Below are 23,913 nucleotides of genomic sequence, written 5' to 3' on the forward strand. Positions count from 1 at the left end.
GCAGGCGCGGCCCGCAAGCTTGGCGCCGCTTTCATTCTGGCGACGACGGCGTTGCCGGGAATGGCGGCGGCGGAAACCGTGATCGCCGCCCTGGGCGACAGCCTGACGCAGGGCTACGGCCTGCCGGTCGAGGACGGCTTCGTGCCGCAGATGCAGCAGTGGCTGCGGGACCGGGGCGAGGATGTGCGGCTGATCAACGCGGGCGTGTCGGGCGACACCACGGCGGGGGGGCTGGCCCGCGTCGACTGGACGCTGACGGACGAGGTCGACGGCATGATCGTGGCACTTGGCGGCAACGACATGCTGCGCGGCATCGACCCCGCCGTCAGCCGCGACAACCTGTCCCGCATCCTCGACGCCGCGGCAGAGGCCGACGTGCCGGTGCTGCTGGTGGGCCTGACCGCCCCGGGCAATTACGGGCCCGATTTCAAGCAGGCGTTCGACGCGATGTATCCCGAACTGTCGCAGGACTACGGCACGCTCTACGCCCAAAGCTTCTTTGCCGGGCTCGAAGCGACGGGGGACCGCGATGCGGCGATGCGCGACTACATGCAGGCCGACGGCATCCACCCCAACGCGGACGGCGTGGCCCTGATTGTCGAGGGGCTGGGCCCGGATGTGCAGGCCCTGATCGACCGTGCCGAGTAAACCCCGCCCCCCGGCCTGACCGGGCCCCGGCCGGGGCCGGGGCCGGCGTGGCGGCTTGGACCAGCGCGCCCTGTCCCGGCGCCCCGGACCGGGGCGTCCGCCCAGGTGTTCAGTCCCGCCAGTCGAAGAAGCCCGGCGCGGCGCGGGACAGCAGGGTCTCGGCCAGAGCGCGGCCCATCTCCGGGCCATCCTCGACCGGGCCCGAAACCTCGTCCGCCAGGCTTTCGCTGCCGTCGGGGCGCAGGATCTCGCCGCGCAGGCGCAGGATGCCCGCGTCCTCTTCTGCAAGGCCCGCGATCGGCGTCTCGCACGATCCGTCGAGCCGGGCCAGGAACGCCCGCTCGGCCCCGATGCGCCGCGCGGTGTCCGCGTCGTGGATCGCCGCCAGCAGATCGGCTGTCGCGCGATCCTCCAGCCGCCGCTCGATTCCGATCGCCCCCTGCGCAACTGCCGGCAGCATCTCGTCGGGTTCGACCGGGGTTGCCGGCACGTCGTCACGGCCCAGGCGGTTCAGCCCGGCACAGGCGAGAAACGTCGCCTCGGCGATGTTATCGGCCAGCTTCTGCAGCCGCGTCTGGACGTTGCCCCGGAACTCGACCACCTGCAGATCGGGGCGCCGGTGCAGCAACTGCGCCCGCCGCCGCAGGCTTGACGTTCCGACCACCGCGCCTTCGCCCAGCTCAGACAGCAGCCCCCGGTTCAGCGTGACGAAGGCATCGCGCACATCCTCGCGCGGCAGGTAGGTATCCAGCGTCAGGCCCTGGGGCTGATCGACCGGCATGTCCTTCATAGAATGGACTGCGATGTCGATGCCGCCCGACAGCAGCGCGTCCTCGATCTCCTTGGTGAACAGCCCCTTGCCGCCGATTTCGCGCAGCGGACGGTCGATGACCCGGTCGCCCGTGGTGCGGATCACCACGATCTGGAACGCCTCCTGCGGAAGATCCCAGGCCTGCGCCAGCCGGTCGCGCGTCTCGTTGGCCTGCGCAAGCGCAAGCGGCGAGCCCCGCGTGCCGATCTTGAGCGGTGATTGGGGCGAAGGGCGGGTCGTGGCGGAGGTCAGGCTGGTCATGGGGCAGAGGCATAAGCGCGCGCCCCCGGCTTCGCAATGCCCTGCCGCTTGACATTGCGCGCCCCCGAAGGGACCAGAGCCCGGTGCCAAGCCAAGGGAGCCCCCGATGAAAAAGCTGATGCGCGCGCTGGCCGGTGAGCGCCAGGACATCCCCCCCGTCTGGCTGATGCGCCAGGCCGGGCGCTACCTGCCCGAGTACCGGGCGACCCGGGAAAAGGCGGGGGACTTCCTCAGCCTGTGCTACACGCCCGAGTTGGCCGCCGAGGTCACGCTGCAACCGATCCGGCGCTATGGTTTCGATGCGGCGATCCTCTTCGCCGACATCCTGCTGGTGCCACAGGCGCTCGGGGCCGACCTGACCTTCGTCAAGGGCGAGGGCCCGCGCCTGTCCACCGTGACGACCGAGGCCGATTTCGCCCGCCTCGGCCCCGCCGCCGACGTGCATGCCACCACCGCCCCGATCTACGAGACCCTGCGCATCCTGCGCGACGCCCTGCCCGCGGATGTCGCGCGCATCGGCTTTGCCGGCGCGCCCTGGACCGTGGCCACCTACATGATCGCTGGGCGCGGCACCCCCGATCAGGCCCCGGCGCACAAGCTCAAGGACGAGAACCGGCCGCTCTTCGAAGCGCTGATGCAGCGGATCACCGAGGCGACGATCGAATACCTCTCGGCGCAGGTCGACGCGGGCGCCGAGGTCATCAAGCTGTTCGACAGCTGGGCCGGATCGCTTTCGGCCGAGGATTTCGACACCTACGCGCTGGAGCCCGCCCGCGCCATCATCGGCGAGCTCAAGCGCCGCCACCCGGGCCTGCCGGTCATCGCCTTCCCGCGCGAGGCGGGCGCCCGGTTCAAGGGCTTCGGCCCGGCCACGGGCGCCGACTGCGTCGCGCTCGACACCGCGGTCGATCTGGACTGGGCCGCGCGCGAGGTTCAGAGCGAGGTCTGCGTGCAGGGCAACCTCGACCCCGCGCTTATGGTCGAAGGCGGGCCGCGCCTGGCCGCCCGCACCCGCGAGATCCGCGATGCCTTCGCGGGCGGTCCGCACGTCTTCAACCTCGGCCACGGCATCACCCCCGATGCCGACCCCGACCACGTGCACATCATGCTGGACGCCCTGCGCGGGTCCTGACCCGGCAGCCGGGGGGCCGGGAGAGGGGGCGCGCCGGATCCCGACGCGTCCCCCTGCCCCACGATCAGACCCCGGTCAGATCCACTTCGCCAGCGGCGGCAGGCTCATCAGCACCGCATCGGGGTCATGCCCCGTCGAAAGCCCGAACTTGGTGCCCCGGTCGTAGACCAAGTTGTACTCGGCATAGAGCCCGCGATGCACCAGCTGCGCCTCGCGGTCCTCGGCCGTCCAGGGGGTGTCGCGCCGCCGGGCGACGAGCGGAAGGTATGCGGCCAGGAAGGCCCGCCCGACATCCTGCGTCAGCGCGAAATCCGCGTCCCAGTCGCCACTGCAATGATCGTCGTAGAAGATGCCGCCCACGCCCCGGGCCCGCCCGCGGTGGGGAATGTAGAAATACTCGTCCGCCCACGCCTTGTAGCGGGGATAGAGGTCCTGCCCGTGCGGCGCGCAGTGGCGCTCCAGAACCGCGTGGAAATCAGCGGTGTCCTCGGCGTAGTCCAGGCAGGGGTTCAGGTCGGCGCCGCCGCCGAACCACCAGCCATGCGGGGTCCAGAACATCCGCGTGTTCATGTGCACCGCCGGCACGTGCGGGTTCTGCATATGCGCCACCAGCGAAATCCCCGAGGCCCAGAACCGCGGATCCTCGGCCATGCCCGGCAGCCCCTTGCGCGCCGCCATCGCGGTCTGCGCGGCCTCGCCCAGGGCCCCGTAGACGGTCGAGACGTTGACGCCGACCTTCTCGAACACCCGGCCGCCGCGCATCACGCTCATCAGCCCGCCCCCGGCGTCCGATCCGTCCTGCGCCGTGCGCACCGTCTCGCGCACGTCGAACGCCCCGGGCCCGCCAGCCGCGCCGGGCCCCGCGTGGCTCGCTTCGATCCCCTCGAAGGCGGCCACGATCTCGTCCCGCAACGCCCGGAACCAGGATGAGGCCCGTGCCTTCTCCTCCGCCATCGTCTCAGCGGTCATACCGTCCCCCAAACTTCTTCTCTTTGAAAATACTCCCGCCGGAGGCACCGCGCAGCGCGCCAGCGCGGCGCAAAATGCATAGGCGTGCGCCGCAGGCGCTCATGCTCGGTCGCGGCGGCTCAGTGCGCGGGCGCGTCCACCACGTCGATCAGCGTGCGGCCGCCGTCGATGGTCAGGATCTGCCCGGTCATGAAACCCGATCCGTCCGACGCCAGGAACTGCACCGCCTCGGCCACCTCGCCCGGCGAAGCGATGCGCGACAGCGGCGTGTGTTCGATGATCTCGGCACGGAACTTGGCGTGTTCCTTGATCGCGCCGCGCAGCGATGCCGACATCACCGACCCGAAGGCCACCGCGTTCACCCGGATGCGATGCTGCGCCAGGGCGACGGCCAGAGACCGCGTCGCCTGGTCCAGCGCCGCCGAGGACACCGAGTAGGCCAGAAGCTCGGGATGCGTGCGCCGCGCCGCGATCGACGACAGGTTGATGATCGACCCCGCCGGCCCCTCGGACTCGTCCTCTTCCGCCTGCCGGATCATCCGACGCGCGAAGCTCTGGCTCAGCCGCAGCGAGGTCATCAGGTTCTGCTGCATCAGCGATTCGACCGCGTCGTCGTCGGGGTTCAGCGGATCGCTCAGCACCATCTGGCGCGATGCGTTGACTAGGATGTCGACCCGGTCGAAGGCGTCGATCGTCGCCGACAGCAGGTTCGCCACGGCCAGCTTTTCGCGCAGGTCCCCCGCGAAATAGCGGGCGTGATCGGCTTCGTCCCCGCGCGCGCCGACCTCGTCGACCAGCCGTGCCTCGTCCATGTCTGCGAACATCACGTTCGCCCCCTCGTCGAGGAAATGCCGCGCGATGGCGAGACCGACGCCGTTGGCCGCCCCTGTCACAACCGCGGTCTTGCCGGAAATCGAAAACGACATTGATCGTGCCTCCCGGGGCCGGGTGGCGGGGCGGCTAAGGCCCACCCGCCCGGCGCCTGACTGTCACCGCCCGCGGCGGGGCTTTTCGCAGCGATAGAGCTTGAACGCGGTATCGCCGCCCAGATCCTCGATTCGCGCAAAGCGATCCGAGAGCGCGCTCTCATAGGGCAGATGCCGGTTCGCGACCAGCCACAGCGTGCCCGACGGCGCAAGCGCCGCGGCCGCCGCGGCGATGAAGGCCCGCCCCAGACCCGGATCCGCCGCGCGGCCCTGGTGGAAAGGCGGGTTCATGATGACATGGTCCAGAAGCTCGGCCGGTTTCCAGCGCGTCACATCTGCCCAGTGAAAGGCCGCGCGCGGGTCGGTGACGTTCTGCCGGGCCGCCTGCACCGCGGCATGCTCGGCCTCGACCAGATCGACCGAGACGACCTTGGGCGCGTCCTTCAGCAGCCGCGCCGAAAGATAGCCCCACCCGGCGCCCAGGTCGGCGACCCGGCCTTTCAGCCCCGCGGCAACCAGCGCATCGGCCAGCAGGGCCGACCCGCGGTCAACCCCGTCGGCAGAGAACACGCCCGGCGCGGTCAGGTAGCCATCCAAGACGCGCTGCGGCTCGGCCCGCCACCGCGCGACCGAGGCGTTGCGCAGCCGGAAGATCTTGCCATGCGCTTTCGAGATCACCTCGTCGACGTCGCCCTGCGCGCGACAGTCGCGCAGCAGCGCGTCGATGCCTTCCGTCTTCTGCCCGTCGACGAAGACCGGGCCGCCCTGGACCAGGTCCGCGGCCCGCGCGATGCGGTCGCGCGCGGCCTCCTTCGATCGCGGCAGGACGACCAGCGCCGTGCGAACCCCGGGCTCGACCGCGCCAATCTCGGGCACGACGGTCAGACCCCGGCGCGACAGCGCCTGGTGATCGGCAGCGAAGCCCTGCACGACGACGACATCGTCGCCCAGGGGCGTCAGGTCGTCGCCGCCCCGCGCACCCAGCACGCAGACCCGGCCGGCATCCTCGAATAGACCACGCTCGGCGGCCAGCGGCAGACGTTTGGACAGCATGGGATCGGGGCCCGGGGCCCCTCTACTCCTTTTCCATGGTGCATTGCAGCGGATGCTGGTGACGGCGGGCAAAGTCCATGACCTGCGCCACCTTGGTCTCGGCCACCTCGAACGAGAAGACGCCGACCACCGCGACCCCCTTCTTGTGCACGGTCAGCATGACCTCGAAGGCCTGCGCGTGGGTCAGTCCGAAGAACCGCTCAAGCACGTGGACCACGAATTCCATCGGGGTGTAGTCGTCGTTCAGGATCAGCACCTTGTAAAGCGGAGGGCGCTGCGTTTTCGTCCGGGTTTCCAGAACCACGTCGCCATCGCCGTGGCGCGGATCGTCTGGTCCCGACATGGTATGAGGCTGGACCGTCAAGCCGTATCTCCCGCGGGTCTGAGCTGATTATCGGATTTGCTGGATGCACGTCGTCCGATCCGACTATATAAGGATGGCCCGCGGAGTGAAAAGGGGCCCCGCGGCATCGCAGCGACGGCATCCGCGAGGTTTCGGCACTTTGGCACGGCTCACCACCATCGGCTTCGACGCCGACGACACCCTGTGGCACAACGAACAGTTCTACCGGCTGACGCAGGACCGCTTTGCCGCCCTGCTGGCCGACCATGCCGACCGCGACCACCTGGAGACCCGACTGCTGGCGGCCGAGCGGCGCAACCTCGGGCGCTACGGCTTCGGCATCAAGGGGTTCATGCTGTCGATGATCGAAACCGCGATCGAGGTGACCGAGGATCGCGTGCCCGCCACAGTCATCCGCCAGATCATCGAGGCGGGGCAGGACATGCTGGCCCACCCCGTCGACCTGCTGCCCCACGCCCGCGCGGCGGTCGAATCAGCGGCCCAAGATCACCGCGTTCTGCTGATCACCAAGGGCGATCTTCTGGATCAGGAGCGCAAGCTGGCGCAATCGGGCCTGGGCGATCTGTTCGACGGGGTCGAGATCGTGTCGGACAAGACCGCGCCGGTCTATGCGCGCATCTTCGCCGAACATGGCGACGGGTCGGACCGGGCGGTGATGATCGGCAATTCGATGAAATCCGACGTGCTGCCCGTGATCGAGGCCGGCGGCCATGGTGTCTTTGTGCCACATGGCCATGTCTGGGCGCTGGAGGCCGCGGATCCTCCCGAGAACAACCCGAAATTCCACGAGATTCCCGATCTGGGCGCGCTGCCGGATTTGCTTGAAAAACTGGCAGAGCCGGAATTGCGTAAATCTGTCGGAACAAAGATCTAGCGGCCCGCGGCGATTCCGCGTCAATATCTGCCAATGCCTGAACCGCGTGGGCTAGCCCCCTGAAACGCGGCTATTTTCCAACGGGAAATGCCGTGCTATCATCTGGTCCATAACGCGGATCGGACAGCGTGACACGCCCGTGTCACATAGAAGACTCGGCCGCGGAGGCAGATAAAAAGGCAGTGATCCCGTGGAACGTACAGGGCAGTTCTTCCGCGGCCGGTTCAATGCGGCCGCATATCTTCTAGCATTCGTCGTCACGACAGCCGTCGCCGCGTCCGGCGCCGTTGCCGCGCCTTTCGCGGCCATGGTGATCGACGCCCGCTCGGGCGAGGTGCTCCATGCGGAAAACGCGGATGCACGGCTGCATCCGGCCTCGCTGACCAAGATGATGACACTCTACATCGCGTTCGAGGCGGTGAAACGCGGCGAAATCAGCCTCGACACCCAGGTCCGCATCTCGCAGAAGGCCGCGGCCGAACCGCCCTCGAAGCTGGGGCTGCGCTCGGGCCAGCAGATCGCGTTCCGCTATCTGATCCGCGCCGCGTCGGTGAAATCGGCCAATGATGCCGCCACCGCGATCGGCGAAGCGATCGAGGGGTCCGAAGCCGCCTTTGCCCGCCGCATGAACCGCACCGCCCAGGCACTGGGGATGACGCGCACGACCTTCCGCAACGCCCACGGCCTGACGGAAGAGGGGCACCTGTCGACCGCCCGCGACATGACCCTGCTGGGCCGGCATCTGTTCTACGACTACCCCGAGTACTACAACCTGTTCTCGCGTCAGACGACCAACGCGGGCATCCGCGACGTGTCCAACACCAACCGGCGGTTCCTGTCGGATTACCCCGGCGCCGACGGCATCAAGACCGGGTACACCAACGCGGCGGGCTTCAACCTGGTCGCCTCGGCCCAACATGGTCAGGAGCGGATCATCGCCACGGTGTTCGGCGAAAGGTCGACGCCCGCGCGCAACGCCAAGGTGGCCAGCCTGCTCGACCTAGGGTTCGAAAAGGCCGCGACGCAGGTCGCCGTGCGTTTGCCCGCGCCGCCGAACTACGCCGCCCTGCCCGACCCCGCCGCTGGCGCAGCCCCCGGCATGACGGTCGTGAAGATCTCGCGCCGTCCGATGGCGCGCCCGCTGCGCGGCACGATGATGGTCGCCTCGGCCGACGGGATGGTGCCGATGGGCGCCGCGGGGGCGGCGACGATCGACCCGCGTGCCCGGCCAGAGGATCTTGTCGGCGAAGAGATCGCGCGCGAGGTCGTCACCCGGCTTTCCACGTCGGGCGGGCGGCACTTCGGCATCAACGTCGGCAAGTACGGGTCGCGCTATCAGGCCGAGCGGGTTCTGCTGAAGACCGCACTGGTCGAGCTGGGCACGCTGGACGATGCGTTGCGCAAGGTGGTGCACGGCAATGGCGGCTACGAGGCGAATTTCGTCGGCATGACGCAGGAATCAGCCGCCCTGGCCTGCCGCCGCCTGGCCGCCCGCGACATCGAGTGTTCGACGATCAATCCCGGCTGAGGGGCGCAACATAAACAGGTGGGGCTTTCCCCTGTCGTCAGAAAGGCGCCGATGTCCGGCGCCTTTTTTCATGCCGATCACAACCATTCCGAGCCGACCGAAGATCGCCCCCCTGCGCCGCTCAGGCGACCGGCGCGTCCGAGGCCTTGAGGTCGAAGGCCGCCGCCATCAGAGCGCGGGTATAGTCCGTCTTCGGCGCATCGAAGATCTCGTCCGCCGGGCCGGCCTCGACCACGTCGCCGCGCTTCATCACCATCACCTTGTGGCTGAGCGCGCGCACGACCTTCAGGTCGTGGCTGATGAACAGGTAGGCAAGGTCGTGCTTCTGCTGCAGGTCGCGCAGCAGGTTCACGATCTGCACCTGCACCGTCATGTCGAGCGCCGAGGTCGGTTCGTCCAGCACGACCAGCTTCGGGCTCAGGATCATCGCCCGGGCGATGGCGATCCGCTGCCGCTGCCCGCCCGAGAATTCGTGCGGATAGCGATGCATCGTCGCGGGATCCAGCCCGACCTCGGCCATGATCGCGGCCACCTTGTCGCGCTTTTCCGCGGCGGTGGGTTTGCCATGGATGCCCAGGCCCTCGGCAATGATCTCCTCGACCGTCATCCGCGGGCTGAGCGATCCGTAGGGGTCCTGAAACACGATCTGCATGTCGCCGCGAAGCGGGCGCACCGCCTTGGACTTCAACCCCTGGATATCGCGGCCGAGAAACAGGATCGGACCCTCGGACGAGATCAGCCGCATGATTGCCAGTGCCAGCGTGGTCTTTCCCGACCCCGATTCGCCGACAATGCCAACGGTTTCGCCCGCCCGCACCGTCAGGCTGGCGGCGTTGACCGCCTTCACGTGCCCCACAGTGCGCTTGAGCAGACCGCGCTGGATCGGAAACCAGATGCGCAGATCGCGGGTTTCGGCCACCACCGGCGCATCATCGCGCACCGGCACGGGCACGCCGGTCGATTCGGCGGAGAGCAGCATCCGCGTATAGGGATGCTGCGGCGTCTCGAATATCTCGCGCGTCGGGCCCCGCTCTACGATTTCGCCCTTCTGCATCACGCAGACCCGATCGGCAAAGCGTCGCACGATGCCAAGGTCATGGGTGATGAACAGCATCGACATGCCCAGATCGCGCTTGAGCTCGGACAGCAGCTCGAGAATCTGCGCCTGGATCGTGACGTCGAGCGCGGTTGTCGGTTCGTCCGCGATCAGCAGGGTCGGCCGGTTGGCCAGCGCCATGGCGATCATCACCCGCTGTCGCTGTCCGCCGGACAGCTGGTGCGGGTACGCGGTCAGGCGGCTTTCGGGATCCTGGATGCCCACCTGCGTCAGAAGCTCGACGATACGCCCCCGCGCGGCGCGCCCCTGCACCCCCTGATGCAGGGCAAGGCTTTCGCCCAGCTGACGCTCGATCGTGTGCAGCGGGTTGAGCGATGTCATCGGTTCCTGGAAGATGAACGAGATGTCGTTGCCCCGCACCCGGCGCAGCACGTCTTCGCGCGCGCCCAGCAGTTCTTCGCCGTCGAAGCGGACCGATCCCCCGGTCTGCGCGCTGCTGCCCAAAAGATCGACGGTCGACAGCGCCGTCACCGATTTGCCCGACCCCGATTCGCCAACGAGGGCGACGGTCTCACCGCGCCCGACCTCGAACGAGACGCCGTGCACGGCGGGGATGACCGCCCCGTCCTGGCGAAAGCTCACGGTCAGGTCGCGGACATCGAGGACGGCGGTCATTGGAAGGTCTTTCTGGGGTCGAAGGCGTCGCGGATGCCTTCGAAGATGAAGACCAGAAGCGACAGCATGATCGCGAAGGTGAAGAACGCGGTGAACGCCAGCCACGGCGCCTGCAGGTTCTGCTTGGCCTGCAACGTCAGCTCACCCAGGCTGGGGGCCGAGGCGGGCAGGCCGAACCCCAGGAAATCGAGAGTCGCGAGGGTCGAGATCGTGCCGGTGATGATGAAGGGCAGCATGGTAACCGTCGCCACCATCGCGTTGGGAAGCATGTGGCGGAACATGATCTTGGTGCTGGAGACGCCCAGTGCGCGGGCCGCGCGGACGTATTCGAAGTTGCGCGCCCGCAGGAATTCGGCGCGCACGACGCCCACCAGCGCCGGCCAGCCGAAGAGGACGGTGACGAAGACAAGCAGCCAGAACCCCCGCCCCAGGATCGCGAAGAGGATGATGATCACGTAAAGCTGCGGCGTCGACACCCAGATCTCGATCACCCGCTGGAACACGAGGTCCAGCCACCCGCCGAAGAAGCCCTGCACGGCGCCTGCGGCGATCCCGACGATCGTGGTCAGGACAGTGACGATCAAGGTGAAGAAGATCGACAGGCGGAAGCCGTAGATCACCCGGGCCAGCACGTCGCGCGCTGTGTCGTCGGTGCCCAGCAGGTGCGCGCCGTCGGGGGCCGAGGGTGCGGCGACACCGATGTCGTTGATCGTGTCATAGGAATAGGGAATCGGCGGCCACAGCATCCAGCCCCGCTCGAGCGGCTCGCCGTTGTAGCTGCCCATTTCGGCCGCCTGCAGAACCTCTTCGGGCTCGTAAAAGCAATCCTCGACCCCGCCCGAGGCGATCAGGCACTGCACCTCGATATCGGTATAGACGGCCTCGGTCCGGAAATCGCCGCCGAAGGTCGTTTCGGGGTAGAAGTTGAAGACGGGGGCGTAAAGATCGCCGCGATAGCTGACGAGGATCGGCTTGTCGTTGGCCAGGAACTCGGCAAAGCACGACAGGCCGAAGAGCAGGACAAACAGCCACAGGCTCCAGAACGCGCGGCCGTTGCGGCGGAAATTGCGCCAGCGCCTCTGGTTGAGCGGGCTCAGCCACATCCGCCGGCGCCGCGCCGCAGGGCCTCCGGCGGTCACCGTTGACTCGGACGCGGCGGGTTCGGTCGGGGCATCGAGGCCCGGGCGCACCGGTGGCGGTGCGTCGTGGCCGCCCGGCCCGGGATGGGGCGGCGGCGTCGCGATGCCGGGCTCGGTCGGTTCGGCGGGATCGTGTGGGGCACCGGGTCGTGGGTCGCGATCGGCCAACTCAGGTCTCCCGCGAATCGAAGTCGATGCGGGGATCGACGAAGACGTACATCAGGTCGGACAGGATGCCGACGACGAGGCTGATCAGCCCGAAGAAGAACAGCGTGCCGAAGATCACCGGGTAATCCCGGGCCACCGCCGCCTCGAACCCCAGCCGGCCGATCCCGTCGAGCGAGAAGATCGTTTCGATGATGATCGAGCCCGAGAAGAACACGCCGATGAAGACCGAAGGAAAGCCCGCGATCACGATCAGCATCGCGTTGCGGAAGACGTGGCCATAAAGCACCCGCCCCTCGGGCAGGCCCTTGGCACGTGCGGTGACGACGTACTGCTTCTTGATCTCGTCAAGGAACGAGTTCTTCGTCAGCAGCGTCAGCGTGGCAAAGGCCGAGATGGTCGAGGCCGCCACCGGCAGCGCGATGTGCCAGAAATAGTCGGCGACCTTGCCCAGAAGGCTGAGCTGATTCCAGTTGTCGCTGGTCAGCCCGCGCAGCGGAAAGATCTGCCAGTAAGAGCCGCCGGCGAAAAGCACCAGCAGCAGGATCCCGAACAGGAAACCCGGGATCGCGTAGGCGACGATGATCACCCCGCTGGTCCAGGTATCGAAGCCCGACCCGTCGCGCACCGCCTTGCGGATGCCAAGAGGGATAGACACGGCATAGGCGATGATCGTCGACCACAATCCCAGCGTGATCGATACGGGTAGCTTTTCCCAGACAAGGTCCAGCACGCCGATCGACCGGAAGTAGCTGTCGCCGAAATCGAAGCGCATGTAGTTCCACATCATCGACAGGAACCGCTCCAGCGGCGGCTTGTCGAACCCGAATTCGCGCTCGAGATCCTCGATGAATTCGGGCGGAAGCCCGCGCGCCCCGGCATAGTCCGATGCCGCGCCACCGCCCGGCGCCGCGGCATCGCCCGCGCCGCCCGAGATCCCGGCAAAGACGTCGCCCCCGCCTTCGACCCGCGCGATGATCTGCTCGATCGGGCCGCCGGGCACGAACTGGGTCAGGGTGAAGTTGACGATCATGATCCCCAGAAGCGTGGGGATGATCAGCAACAGACGTCTGAGGATGTAGGCGCCCATCAAACCCTCAGAGCGCGCCGGAGGCTTTCAGCGCCTCGGCCTTGTCCGCCTCGTACCACCAGAAATCCTCGACCCCCAGCGCGTAGGGCGGCAGCGGATCGGGATGGCCGTACATGTCGTAATAGGCGACCCAGTAGGCATCGTTATAGTAGGTCGGGATCATGATGTAGCTGTGGCGCAGGATCCGGTCGATGGCGCGGACGGCCGCCTGCATCTCGTCCAGCGTTTCGGCATCGATCGTCCGTTCGATCAGGAAATCCACCGCCTCGCTGCAATAGGAGGCCGGGTTGAACACGCTGTCGAGGTGATCTTCGCAGCCGAAGCGCTGCCCCGTGCCCAGACCTTCCTCAAGCCCGTTGCGGTAGTAGTCGTAGATCATGTCGAAATCGCCGTCGCGTTCCCGCGCGGTGTATTGCGCGTCATCGATCCGCGAATAACGGGCATCGACACCCAGACGTTTGAGGTTGTCGACGAAGGGCACGAAGATCCGGTCGAAGCTGGGATTGCTCTCCAGCAGTTCGACGCTCAGCACCTGGCCGTCCTTGCGGCGCAGGCCGTCCTGCCCGGTCTCCCAACCCGCCTCGTCCAGCAGGCGCGAGGCTTCGCGCAGGTTGCGCCGGTCCAGCTGACGGTCGCCGCTTTCGTGCGGCATCACCGCGGGCTCGGTCAGGATCTCGGGGTCGATCTTGTCGGCCACCTTCTCCAGCAACTCAAGCTCGCGCCCCTCGGGCACGCCCTGCGCGGCCAGATCCGAGTTTTGCCAGAAACTGTCGCGCTGCGCGAAGAGACCGTATTGCAGCGTGTCATTGGTCCAGGTGAAGTTGTACATCAGCCCCAGGGCCCGGCGCACCCGCGGATCCTGAAACTTTTCCTTGCGCAGGTTGAAGACGAAGCCGGTGGCGGCGGGAAGGCTGCCATCGGCCAGCTCTTCCTTGACGATGCTGCCGTTCTGGATGCCGGGAAACCCGTATTGCGTCGCCCATGTCAGCGACGAGGTTTCCTGCCGGAAGGTGTATTCGCCGGCCTTGAACGCCTCGAACGCGGCATTGGTGTCGGCGAAGAACTCCACGCGCATCGTGTCGAAGTTGTTGCGCCCGACGTTGATCGGCAGGTCTTCGCCCCAGTAATCCGGGTTGCGCCGCACGGTGATGCGGCGGTTCACCTGCACGTCGTCGATCATGTAGGGCCCCGAGCCCGGCGGCTGGGTCAGGCGGCTCTCATCCAGCCGCGCGCCGGTTTCCTCGAACCAGGCCTTCGACATGACCACCATGGCGCCGGCCTGACCGATCAGCCCCTTGCGCGGCGCGTCGGGGTTGAAGTGGAATTTCACCCGGTGCTCGTCCAGAACCTCGACCCGCGGAATCAGCCGGCCCACGCTGACGCGGAACGACGGCAGACCCTGTTCGACGAAGAGGTTGAAGGTAAAGGCCACGTCTTCGGCGGTGAGCGGCGTACCGTCAGAAAAGGTCGCCTCGGGCCGCAGGTTGAAGATCACCCAGTCCTGGGTTTCGGGGTATTCCAGCGTTTCGCAAAGCAGGCAGTAGCTGGCATAGGCGTCGTCGGCGGTCGACGTCATGATCGATTCGTAGGGCAACGTTGAATAGGCATGCGCCCGCCCCTGCCGGGTGTAGGGGTTCATGCTGTCGAAGGTGCCGCGCGCCCAGGTCGACAGCTCACCTCCCTTGGGGGCGTCTGGATTGACGTATTCGAGATGCTCGAAATCGGGGCCATACTTGATGTCGCCCAGGTCCGAGAACGCATGCGCGGTGATGATCGCGCCCTCGACGGCGGCGTCCGTCGCGGTTTCATCGGCGGTGTCGGTCGTCCCGGCCCCGGGCGCCGTCGCGGCGTCAGCACCTTCGGTCGTGCCGGCGGGGGCAGCGCCCTCGGCCCCTGTGTCGGGGTCCGCCTGAAGCGTGCCCGCCGCGCTTTGCGCCTGCGTCTCGACATCGGGCTCCTGCGCCTGGGCGGGCTGGGCCAGCGGGACCAGGACGGTCAGCGCGACCCCCGCGAGAAGGCCGGCAAGCCCGCGCGACACGGCGGAGGGACTGCGGAGACAGGGGTGCTTCGGCATGGCGGACTTCCCTTTCTGGGACGGACCTCGGACTAGGATCCCGAGGACGCTACGAGGCCAGTGGACGGGGGTTCAAGTTGAAATTCCGTGAACACGGGCCCCGGGAATCGAAAACGCCGGCCCAATGGACCGGCGTTGAAGACGTGTCGGATCGGCGATCGGATCAGCCGCCCGTCGACTCGAGATAGGCAATGACGTTGGCGCGGTCCTCGGCGCTCGGCAGGCCCGAGAAGCTCATCGCCGTGCCGGGGGCAAAATTCCGGGGGCTTTCGAGGAAGTGGAACAGGTTCTCGGGCGTCCAGACGTCGGCCGCCTCTTCCAGCGCGCCGGAATAGCCGAAATCGGCCACGGCATCGACTTCGCGGTTCACGACGCCGTCCAGGTGCGGACCCGTGGCGTTGGTGCCGTCGACCTTGTGGCAGGCCTTGCACTTGCCGAAGACACGGGCGCCCGCATCGGCATCGGCCTGCTCCATCAGGGTCGCGAAATCGACCTCTTCCTCTTCGGCACCGCCGCCGCCGTCTTCGGACACTTCCATGGCATAGGCCATTTCCGCACCCTCGGCATCGCCATGCGCCGTCCCGCCGACGTGATACAGGGCCTCGCCGGCCCAGTTCCCCAGAAGAAAGATCAGAAGCGTGCCGCAGAAGCCGCCCACGATCTTAACGCCGGTCATTGTGTCGAACATGTCGCGTTCCGCTCCCGTCACGAATTCCGCCGCTATCTACCCGTTTCCTTCCCCGGCTTTCAAGCGATATGCCCGCGACGAAACGCCCTTGTGTCTCGTCCGCCGCGACGCATCGTCTGTGCGAGGCCGTTCGGGCGCCCCGATCCGGACCAGTGGGAGGCATCATGATAGGACGCATCGCGTTCCAGGGAGAGCCCGGCGCCTATTCGCATCAGGCCTGCCGCGAATACCGCCCCGAATTCGATGCGATTCCCTGCCGCACCTTCGAGGACGTGATCGAAACGGTGCGCAAGGGCGATGCCGACCTCGCCATGCTGCCGGTCGAGAATTCGACCTATGGCCGCGTCGCCGACATCCATTCCCTGCTGCCCTCGTCGGGGCTGCACATCGTCGACGAAGCCTTCGTGCGCGTGCACGTCAACCTTCTGGTGATTCCCGGCACGCCGCTGGACGACATCGAGACCGCGCTCAGCCACCCGATGCTTCTGGGGCAGTGCCGCGATTTCCTGCGGTCGAACGGCATCCATCCGGTGGCGGGGTCCGACACCGCCGGGTCGGCGCAGATCGTGGCGGAACGGGGCGACCCCAAGCAGGCGGCACTGGCCTCCGAGCTTGCGGGCGAGATGTACGGGCTGACCGTGATCGCCCGCCATATCGAGGATCAGAAGACCAACACGACGCGATTCCTGGTGATGTCGCGCGAGGCGGATTTCAAACGCCGCGGCAGCGCGGGCATGATCACCTCGTTCGTGTTCCGGGTGCGCAACATCCCGGCGGCGCTGTACAAGGCGATGGGTGGCTTCGCGACCAATGGCGTCAACATGACCAAGCTTGAAAGCTACATGGTCAACGGCAACTTCACCGCGACGCAGTTCTACGCCGATATCGAAGGCCACCCCGACGACCTGAATGTTCAGCGCGCGCTGGAAGAGCTGGACTACTTCACGTCCGAGCTGCGGATGCTGGGCGTCTATCCCGCCGATTCCCGCCGCCGCTGACCGCCTTGCCCCGGCTCAGGCGGGGCGGCCCCGGCGATACCGGTCTTCGATCGTCGCGGCATAATCCTCGACCCGCTTGGCAAAGCGGCGGTTCAGCGATCCCTTGGCCAGCTTCAGCGACTGCACCATCAGCCGCGCCGAAAAGGTCAGCGGCTTCAGCTCGGAGGCCACGAACATCCGCGTATGCGTGCGCGAGAGGGCCATCAGCTCGACCGTGAAATCGATGTCGATCCCCTCGGACACACCCCGCAGCGCAAACTTTTCGGGGGCATCGAAGGCGGTCACCTTGGCCTCGACCTTGCGGGTCGTGCCGCGGAACGGCACGCGCGCGGTCCAGGCCAGCCCCATGCCCGGCGCACCGGGGCCCGACACGCGCTCAAGATCGACGCCACGCCGCATCACCTGACGCTCGAAGGAATCGACATCCGTCACCGCCTCGAAGACGCTCTGCTGCGGCGCCGCGATATCCTGCCTTGTCGAAAACTTCATGCCTTCTCCGGTTACGCGGTCCGTTCGTTACGCACCGGACACTCGCCTCAATCCAAGCGGTCCGCAAGCCAATTGGCCAGAAGGAAGCCCGCGATCGCGCCGCGCCGCGGCGTCCTGATGAGGGGATGCCGGCCCAGGAACGCCTCGGCCATCTCTTCGCGCGACACCCAGAGCGCGGTCTCGACCTCGACCCCGTCGACGTGGATGTCGCGCGACAGCGCGGTGCCACGACAGCCCAGCATCAGCGACGCCGGAAATGGCCAGGGCTGAGAGGCGAGATAGCCGACCTCGCCCACAGGCACGCCGGTTTCCTCCGCCACCTCGCGGCGCACGGCGGCCTCGATCCCCTCGCCCGGCTCGACGAACCCGGCCAGAAGCGAGAACATCCCCTCGGGCCAGGCGGGCGAGCGGCCGACCAGCACGTCGTTGCCATGGGTGATCAGCATGATGACCACCGGGTCGGTGCGCGGGAAATGATGCCGTCCACAGGCGGGGCAGTTGCGCTGCCATCCCGCCATCGCGACATCGCTCGAGGCGCCGCAATTGGCGCAGAACCGGTGCGCGCCATGCCACGCCAGAAGTGCCCGTGCGGTCACCGCCAGTTCGGCCGCACGCGGATCGAGGTCCGACATCAGCCCGCGCAGCTCGGCGAACCGCAGGTGATCCGGCAGATCGGCCGCCCCCTGCGGCGCGGCCGAGAACCCGCCACCCGCGCCCTCGGGCAGGGGATCCAGCGCCCAGTCCGACACGTCGCAGGCAAAGCGGCCCGCGCCCCCCGGCCCGCCGTCCAACCCCAGGAAGATCCGCGCCCGCCCGGCGAGGCGCGGATCGCCGGGGTCCAGCCAGCCGGGTTGCGGCGCGCCCTCCCGTCCCATGTCGAAAAGCGGCTTTCCCGCCCAGACCGGCAGCACGCCCGCCCCCTCCTGCCCTGCGAGACCATCCAGCGCGTCCGCGTCGCCGCGCAGATGCGCCGCGCGGTCCAGGCCCGAGCCTCCGAAGGTCACCGTTTCCGCAAGTTTCATTCCCGCCTCCGTGCACCGGGGTCCGCCCAAGGCATGGGCGCCTACCTCCCCCTTGGCAAGCCGGGCGGTCGGCGGCGTTCGGCCTGACCTTGCGGCACCACGGGCTCATCATGCCCGCTCAGGGAAAAAGTGTTGAGAAGTTGTGACCTCGGTCGTCTACTCGACGCGTCGTCCAGACAGGAGAGACCGATGTCCCGCATGACCCCGCCGATGACCCGGCGCCAGTTCCTCGCCACCAGCACCGCAGGCTCCGCCTTCGTCCTGCTGCACCCCTATTCCGCCCGCGCCGCGGCGAATCAGGCCCACCTGAGGGTGATGGAGACGACGGACATCCACGTCCACGTCTATCCCTACGACTACTACGCCGACAAAGAGGTCGATACCGTCGGCCTCGCCCGCACCGCCGCGCATATCGAGAAGATCCGCGCCGAGGCGACGAACTCGGTCCTCTACGACAACGGCGACTTTCTTCAGGGCAACCCGATGGGCGACTACATCGCCTACGAGCGGGGCATGAAGGAGGGCGACATGCACCCGGTGATCACCGCGCTCAATACCGTCGGGATCGAGGCGGCGACGCTGGGCAACCACGAATTCAACTACGGGCTCGATTTCCTGATGAAGTCGCTCGCGGGGGCGAATTTCCCCGTCGTCACAGCCAACGTGGCCAAGGAACAGGGCGGCGATCCGACGAAGGACACGACGCTGGTCAAGCCCTACGTCATCATGGACAAGCAGCTGACCGACGGCGCCGGCAACACGCACCCGATCAAGATCGGCCTCATCGGCTTCGTTCCGCCGCAGATCATGCAGTGGGATCGTGCCCACCTCGAAGGCCGCGTGACCGCGCGCGACATTGTCGCCACGGCCAAGGCCTACGTGCCGCAGATGCGCGAGGAAGGCGCCGACATCATCATCGCGCTCAGCCACTCGGGCATCGGCGCCGCCCAGCCCGAAGAGATGATGGAGAACGCCTCGACCGCGCTCGGTACCGTCGACGGGCTCGACGCCATCCTGACGGGGCACAGCCACCTCGTCTTCCCCTCGCCCACCTACGACGGCTGGGACGGGCTCAGCGTCGCGGACTCCACTCTGCACGGCACCCCCGCGGTGATGAGCGGCTTCTGGGGCTCGCACCTGGGCGTCATCGACCTGCTGCTGGAACGCGACGGCAACGAATGGCGCGTGGTCAGCCACTCGGTCGAAACCCGGCCGATCTCGGAACGCTCCGAGGATGGCGAGGTGACGGCGACGGTGGAAAGCGTGCCCGCCGTGCTGGATGCGGTCGAGACCGAGCACGAGGCGACGCTGGCCTACGTGCGCCGCGCGGTGGGCAAGACCTCGGCGCCGCTGCACTCCTACTTCGCGCTGGTGGCCGATGACCCCTCGGTGCAGATCGTGTCGAACGCGCAGACCTGGTACATCGAACAGATGATGCAGGGGACCGAGAACGAGGGCCTGCCGATCCTCTCGGCCGCGGCGCCGTTCAAGGCCGGGGGCCGCGGCGGGCCCGATTACTACACCGACGTTCCCGCGGGCGACATCGCGATCAAGAACGTCTCCGACCTCTACCTCTATCCCAACACCATCCGCGCGGTGAAGATCACCGGCGCGCAGGTGAAGGACTGGCTGGAACGCTCTGCGGGCATGTTCAACCAGGTGCAGCCGGGCGATGAGGATCCGCAACTCCTCAACCCCGACTTCCCCAGCTACAACTTCGACGTCATCGACGGGGTCACCTACCAGATCGACCTCAGCCAACCCTCGAAGTTCGACAGCGACGGCGCGGTCGCGAACCCCGACGCGAGCCGCATCGTGAACCTGCAGTACCAGGGCGCCCCGATCGACCCGGCGCAAGAATTCATCGTCGCCACCAACAACTACCGCGCCAGCGGCGGCGGCAGCTTCCCCGGCGCGATGGGCGATACCATCGTCTTCGAAGGCCCCGACACCAACCGCGACGTGATCGTGCGCTACATCGTCGACCAGGGCACGATCGACCCCAAGGCCGACGGCAACTGGTCCTTCGCCCCGATGGACGGCCAGTCGGTGATCTTCGAAACCGGCCCCGCCGGCGCCGCCTATGCCGATGCCGTCCCCGGTGCGCAGATCGAACCGGCGGGCGAAGGCGAAGACGGCTTTGCCCGGTACCGCCCGACGCTCTAGGCCTCCTTGGGCGGCGCCCCCCACGGCGCCGCCCGCCACCTGTTTCGCGCCTTCTTCTCTTCAAAAATACTCCCGCCGGAGGCACCGCCGCCCCGCAGGGGCGGCCCCCGAACAGGCGTGCGCCGCAGGCGCTCCGCTCAGATCGCACCGCCTGCCGCTGGCGCCCCACCGGGGTTTGTCGTATGCCCGCAGACATGAGCAAACGCACCCTGCCCGCCCCCATCGCCGCCGTGATCTTCGACCTCGACGGACTGCTGCTCGACACCGAGCGCCTCGCACTCGAAGCGGGGGCCGAGGCGATGGCCGAGCTGGGGCACCCCCTCGGCCAGGCGTTCCTGCTCACGCTCGTGGGGGCAGACGCACAGGCCAACGCGGCGCGCATCAACGCCCATCTCGGCACGGATTACGATGCCGCGCGCATCACCTCGGCCTGGAACGCCGCGCTCGACCGGCGCACGGCGGTCGCGGGCGTGCCGGTAAAGCCCGGCGCCCCCGGTTTTCTGGCCGACCTCGCCCGGCGCGGCCTGCCCTTCGCGGTGGCCACCAACAGCCACACCGCCAACGCGGAAAGCAAGATCGAGCGGTCCGCGCTGGCCGGGCAGGTCCCGGTGCTGGTGGGGGTCGACCAGGTCCGGGCCGGCAAGCCCGCACCCGACGTCTATCTCGAAGCCGCCCGCCGGCTTGGCGTGGCGCCGCGCGATGCGGTGGCCTTCGAGGATTCCGACCTCGGCGCCCGCGCGGCGCGCACGGCGGGGCTCTTCGTCGTGCAGATCCCCGATGCCACCCGCCCCTCGCCCGGCCTCGCCCACATGGTGGCCGAAACGCTGGGAGACGGGGCACGCGCCGTCGGGCTGGCTTTCGAAACCTCCTGATTTTCGGGCATATGCCCGAAATCGAAGCGGCATTTCCCGGCACATCCCGTCCGGCGGCCCGCCAACGCTCCTGCACGCTCGCGATCCGGGCGGGCGGGGTGCTGAATGGCAGGGACAGATTGCCGACGTGGAGACCCCGTTACATGTATCTCAAGCCCCTCTCCTTTGCCGCCGCCGTTGCGACCCTCGCGGGCCCAGTGGCGGCGCAGGAGCTGACCGACGTGCCCTTCGCTCTCGACTGGAAATTCGAGGGCCCCGCCGCGCCCTATTTCCTCGCCATCGACGACGGGCTGTTTAAGGCTGAGGGGCTGGAGGTCGAGATCTCCGCCGGCCAGGGGTCGCTGGACGCGATCCCCAAGGTGGCGACGGGCGCCTACCCGGTAGGCTTTGCCGACATCAACAGCCTGATCAAGTTCCTCGACCAGAACCCCGACGCCCCCGTCACCGCGGTGATGATGATCTATGACAAGCCGCCCTTCGCGGTGATCGGCCGGGTCAGCCAGGGGATCGAGACCCCGGCCGACCTGGAAGGCAAGATCCTGGGCGCGCCGCCACCCGATGGCGCCTGGGCGCAGTTTCCCGCCTTCGCGCTGGCGAACGATCTCGACATGGACGCGATCGAGGTCGAGCCGGTGGGCTTCCCCACCCGCGAGCCGATGCTGGCCGAGGGCAAGGTCGACGCGATCACCGGGTTCAACTTCTCCTCCTACCTCAACCTCGTGCGGCTGGGGGTCGAAGAGGACGACATCTCGACCATCCTGATGGCCGACCACGGGCTTCAGCTTTACGGCAACGCGATCATCGCCAACACCGACTATGCCGAGGAGAACCCGCAGGTCGTCACGGGTTTCCTGTCGGCCGTGGCCCTTGGCTGGTCGGCCGCGATGCAGGATCCCGACGCCGCGATCGAGGCCCTGATCGCGCGCAACCCGGCCTCGGACGCCGAGCTGGAAAAGCGACGGTTGCAGATGTCGATCGACGCCAACGTCGCCACCCCTTGGGTGCTAGAAAACGGCATGGGCGGGATCGATGCCGACCGCTTCGACGCGGGGCTGGAGCAGATCGCCCAGAATTACGAGTTTCAGGGCGACGCGAACGCCGCCCTGTATTTCACGGATGCATACCTGCCCGATGACGGCAGCCTGATGCTGAAGTGAAATCCCTCGCGCGGGCGGGCTCTCTCTCTCCTCCCTTCCTCCCGTCCGCGCGTCTTTTTTCTCATGACTGATCTCATCGACATCGCCGGCGTGACCCACGCCTATCGCACCGATGCCGGCCCGCTGCCGGTTCTGCGCGACCTCGACATCGCGGTCCCCGAGGGCGGGTTCGCCGCCGTCGTTGGCCCCTCGGGATGCGGCAAATCCACCCTGACGCGCCTGATCGCGGGTCTGATGCGGCCCGACCGGGGCGAAGTGCGCCTGCATGGCGAACCGGTCCGCTCCCCCCGCGCGACCGTGGGCATGGCGTTCCAGAACCCCGTGCTTCTGGAATGGCGGACGATCCTCGACAACGTCGTGCTGCCGCTGGAAATCGTGCCCAACAAGCTGAGCCGCCGCCAGCGCGAAGACAGGGCGCGCGAGCTTCTGGCGCTGGTCGGGCTCGCAGGGTTCGAGGACAAGCGCCCGTCCGAGCTGTCGGGCGGCATGCGCCAGCGCGCCTCGCTGTGCCGCGCGCTCGTCCACAAGCCCGAGGTCCTGATCCTCGACGAACCCTTCGGCGCGCTCGACGCCTTCACCCGCGAAGACCTGTGGCAGACCATGCACGCGCTGCGGGCCGAGCAGCCCTTCACCGCGGTCCTGATCACGCATGACCTGCGCGAATCGATCTTCCTGGCCGACGAGATCTTCGTGCTGTCGGGCCGCCCGGCCACGGTGCAGCACCGGATGCGGGTGCCCGATACCGGGCCGCGCACGCTGGACGATCTTTATACGCCCGAGGCCGCCCGGATGCTGAACGTGCTGCGCCACCAGATCCAGATCGCGCAGGGCCGCGAAGCCCCCGAGGACCGGCAACCCCAAACGTCCACGCCACCCGCACCGACGCCCGATCCCGCCCCGGGCCAGCGCGCGACCCCCGCAACCCTGCCGGAGCGGATGCCATGACGCGCACGAAACTCTGGCAGAAGGTCGGCGTGCCGCTGACCGCGATGGTGATATTCCTGGCTCTGTGGGAGGCGCTCGTCTGGGTCAACGGCTGGCCGGACTACAAGATGGCGTCGCCCAGCGACCTCTGGCCCGCCTTCTGGAAATACAAGGAGCTGTTCCTGATCTACGGCTGGCAGACGCTGTGGCGCACGGTGGCGGGGCTGGTGCTGGCCGTGGTCTTCGGTGTCGGCCTCGGCACGCTCATGGGGTTTTCGCGCACCATGCGCGATGCGCTCTATCCCCTGCTCGTGGGCTTCAACGCGATCCCGAAGGCGACCGTGGTGCCGATCATCGCGCTGATCTTCATCGGCGCGGATGATTTCAACACGGTGCTGATCGCCTTCCTGATCTCGTTCTTTCCCATCGCCGTGTCGGTGGCGATCGGACTGTCGACGCTGGAACCCGAGTACCGCGACATCCTGCGGTCGCTGGGCGCCAGCCAGGTCACGATCTTCTGGAAGATCGCGCTGCCCAAGACGCTGCCCGAATTCTTCGGCGCGCTGAAGGTCGCGGTGACGCTGGCCTTCATCGGCACCAACCTGATGGAGATCGTCGAACCCCACGGCAAGGGGCTGGGTCATCTCTTCGATTCAGGCAAGATCAACGCGGATTACCCGCTGATGTTCGCGGTGCTGATCGCGCTGGGGCTATTGGGCATCCTGCTTTACTACATCGTCGTCGCGTTCGAGAGGACCTTCGCCGGCTGGGCCGACCGCACGCCGGGCTAGCCGTGGCGCGTCGGCCCGGCCCCCGGCGCTGCCGGGGGCC

22 protein-coding genes are annotated in these 23,913 nt (G+C 67.6%); 10 read left to right on the top strand and 12 right to left on the bottom strand.

Going from position 1 to position 23,913, the window contains the following annotated elements:
• Positions 1 to 60 precede the first annotated feature (60 nt).
• Positions 61 to 648: an arylesterase gene (locus EKE94_RS12915; protein ID WP_235856021.1), complete on the top strand. Its 588-nt coding sequence runs from the start codon at positions 61 to 63 to the stop codon at positions 646 to 648.
• A gap of 109 nt (positions 649 to 757) precedes the next feature.
• On the opposite strand, the gene hemC is transcribed toward EKE94_RS12915, so the two are convergent.
• Positions 758 to 1,720: a hydroxymethylbilane synthase gene (gene hemC / locus EKE94_RS12920; RefSeq protein ID WP_127907040.1), complete on the bottom strand. Its 963-nt coding sequence runs from the start codon at positions 1,718 to 1,720 to the stop codon at positions 758 to 760.
• Between the two features lie 106 nt (positions 1,721 to 1,826).
• Here hemC and hemE point away from each other — a divergent pair, with 106 nt between their 5' ends.
• Positions 1,827 to 2,852 carry a uroporphyrinogen decarboxylase gene (gene hemE, locus EKE94_RS12925; protein ID WP_127907041.1) on the top strand — a complete coding sequence of 342 codons (1,026 nt, stop codon included), beginning with the start codon at positions 1,827 to 1,829 and terminating at the stop codon, positions 2,850 to 2,852.
• A 75-nt stretch (positions 2,853 to 2,927) separates the two neighbouring features.
• On the opposite strand, the gene hemF is transcribed toward hemE, so the two are convergent.
• The 4 genes from hemF to clpS all read right to left on the bottom strand — a co-directional run bounded on the left by hemF (position 2,928) and on the right by clpS (position 6,143).
• Positions 2,928 to 3,821 (bottom strand): oxygen-dependent coproporphyrinogen oxidase, encoded by an 894-nt coding sequence (gene hemF, locus EKE94_RS12930; protein ID WP_127907042.1) that lies wholly within the window; start codon positions 3,819 to 3,821, stop codon positions 2,928 to 2,930.
• Positions 3,822 to 3,940: 119 nt separating this feature from the next.
• Positions 3,941 to 4,747, bottom strand: a complete 807-nt coding sequence (locus tag EKE94_RS12935; RefSeq protein ID WP_127907043.1) for an SDR family NAD(P)-dependent oxidoreductase — start codon at positions 4,745 to 4,747, stop codon at positions 3,941 to 3,943.
• A gap of 63 nt (positions 4,748 to 4,810) precedes the next feature.
• A complete protein-coding gene (locus EKE94_RS12940; protein ID WP_127907044.1) occupies positions 4,811 to 5,800 on the bottom strand; it encodes a class I SAM-dependent methyltransferase in 990 nt (329 codons plus the stop codon).
• Between the two features lie 22 nt (positions 5,801 to 5,822).
• Positions 5,823 to 6,143, bottom strand: coding sequence for an ATP-dependent Clp protease adapter ClpS (clpS, locus tag EKE94_RS12945; protein WP_127907045.1), 321 nt, complete (start codon positions 6,141 to 6,143; stop codon positions 5,823 to 5,825).
• A gap of 160 nt (positions 6,144 to 6,303) precedes the next feature.
• Here clpS and EKE94_RS12950 point away from each other — a divergent pair, with 160 nt between their 5' ends.
• A complete protein-coding gene (locus EKE94_RS12950) occupies positions 6,304 to 7,038 on the top strand; it encodes an HAD family hydrolase (protein WP_127907046.1) in 735 nt (244 codons plus the stop codon).
• 190 nt (positions 7,039 to 7,228) lie between these two features.
• The gene (locus tag EKE94_RS12955; RefSeq protein ID WP_407940911.1) at positions 7,229 to 8,566 is read left to right on the top strand and encodes a D-alanyl-D-alanine carboxypeptidase family protein; all 1,338 of its coding nucleotides are present in this window, start codon (positions 7,229 to 7,231) and stop codon (positions 8,564 to 8,566) included.
• 121 nt (positions 8,567 to 8,687) lie between these two features.
• Here the strand turns inward: EKE94_RS12955 and EKE94_RS12960 are convergent, their stop codons facing one another.
• From EKE94_RS12960 to EKE94_RS12980, 5 genes are all read right to left on the bottom strand, one after another.
• Positions 8,688 to 10,298, bottom strand: a complete 1,611-nt coding sequence (locus tag EKE94_RS12960) for an ABC transporter ATP-binding protein (protein ID WP_127907047.1) — start codon at positions 10,296 to 10,298, stop codon at positions 8,688 to 8,690.
• Positions 10,295 to 11,401, bottom strand: a complete 1,107-nt coding sequence (locus EKE94_RS12965; protein ID WP_127907048.1) for an ABC transporter permease — start codon at positions 11,399 to 11,401, stop codon at positions 10,295 to 10,297. Before EKE94_RS12965 ends, EKE94_RS12960 begins: the two co-directional genes overlap by 4 nt.
• Before the next feature lie 205 nt (positions 11,402 to 11,606).
• A complete protein-coding gene (locus tag EKE94_RS12970) occupies positions 11,607 to 12,692 on the bottom strand; it encodes a microcin C ABC transporter permease YejB (RefSeq protein ID WP_127907049.1) in 1,086 nt (361 codons plus the stop codon).
• Positions 12,693 to 12,699: 7 nt separating this feature from the next.
• Positions 12,700 to 14,766, bottom strand: coding sequence for an extracellular solute-binding protein (locus tag EKE94_RS12975; RefSeq protein ID WP_206615070.1), 2,067 nt, complete (start codon positions 14,764 to 14,766; stop codon positions 12,700 to 12,702).
• Between the two features lie 163 nt (positions 14,767 to 14,929).
• Positions 14,930 to 15,454, bottom strand: coding sequence for a c-type cytochrome (locus EKE94_RS12980; protein WP_127907050.1), 525 nt, complete (start codon positions 15,452 to 15,454; stop codon positions 14,930 to 14,932).
• Positions 15,455 to 15,618: 164 nt separating this feature from the next.
• Here EKE94_RS12980 and EKE94_RS12985 point away from each other — a divergent pair, with 164 nt between their 5' ends.
• Positions 15,619 to 16,452, top strand: a complete 834-nt coding sequence (locus EKE94_RS12985) for a prephenate dehydratase (RefSeq protein ID WP_127907051.1) — start codon at positions 15,619 to 15,621, stop codon at positions 16,450 to 16,452.
• Positions 16,453 to 16,467: 15 nt separating this feature from the next.
• Here EKE94_RS12985 and EKE94_RS12990 read toward each other — a convergent pair whose 3' ends face one another.
• Both EKE94_RS12990 and nudC read right to left on the bottom strand, forming a co-directional pair.
• A complete protein-coding gene (locus tag EKE94_RS12990) occupies positions 16,468 to 16,941 on the bottom strand; it encodes an SRPBCC family protein (RefSeq protein WP_127907052.1) in 474 nt (157 codons plus the stop codon).
• A gap of 47 nt (positions 16,942 to 16,988) precedes the next feature.
• Positions 16,989 to 17,963, bottom strand: coding sequence for an NAD(+) diphosphatase (gene nudC / locus EKE94_RS12995; protein ID WP_127907053.1), 975 nt, complete (start codon positions 17,961 to 17,963; stop codon positions 16,989 to 16,991).
• 189 nt (positions 17,964 to 18,152) lie between these two features.
• Here nudC and EKE94_RS13000 point away from each other — a divergent pair, with 189 nt between their 5' ends.
• The 5 genes from EKE94_RS13000 to EKE94_RS13020 all read left to right on the top strand — a co-directional run bounded on the left by EKE94_RS13000 (position 18,153) and on the right by EKE94_RS13020 (position 23,873).
• On the top strand, positions 18,153 to 20,129 hold the full coding sequence (locus EKE94_RS13000; protein WP_407940912.1) for a bifunctional 2',3'-cyclic-nucleotide 2'-phosphodiesterase/3'-nucleotidase: 1,977 nt from the start codon (positions 18,153 to 18,155) through the stop codon (positions 20,127 to 20,129).
• A gap of 194 nt (positions 20,130 to 20,323) precedes the next feature.
• Positions 20,324 to 21,001: an HAD family hydrolase gene (locus tag EKE94_RS13005; protein WP_164870923.1), complete on the top strand. Its 678-nt coding sequence runs from the start codon at positions 20,324 to 20,326 to the stop codon at positions 20,999 to 21,001.
• Positions 21,002 to 21,144: 143 nt separating this feature from the next.
• Positions 21,145 to 22,158: an ABC transporter substrate-binding protein gene (locus tag EKE94_RS13010; protein WP_127907055.1), complete on the top strand. Its 1,014-nt coding sequence runs from the start codon at positions 21,145 to 21,147 to the stop codon at positions 22,156 to 22,158.
• A gap of 63 nt (positions 22,159 to 22,221) precedes the next feature.
• Positions 22,222 to 23,103, top strand: coding sequence for an ABC transporter ATP-binding protein (locus EKE94_RS13015; protein ID WP_127907056.1), 882 nt, complete (start codon positions 22,222 to 22,224; stop codon positions 23,101 to 23,103).
• Positions 23,100 to 23,873 (top strand): ABC transporter permease, encoded by a 774-nt coding sequence (locus EKE94_RS13020; RefSeq protein WP_127907057.1) that lies wholly within the window; start codon positions 23,100 to 23,102, stop codon positions 23,871 to 23,873. Before EKE94_RS13015 ends, EKE94_RS13020 begins: the two co-directional genes overlap by 4 nt.
• Positions 23,874 to 23,913 lie beyond the last annotated feature (40 nt).

The organism is Mesobaculum littorinae (assembly GCF_004011175.1).
Lineage (GTDB): Bacteria > Pseudomonadota > Alphaproteobacteria > Rhodobacterales > Rhodobacteraceae > Tranquillimonas > Tranquillimonas littorinae.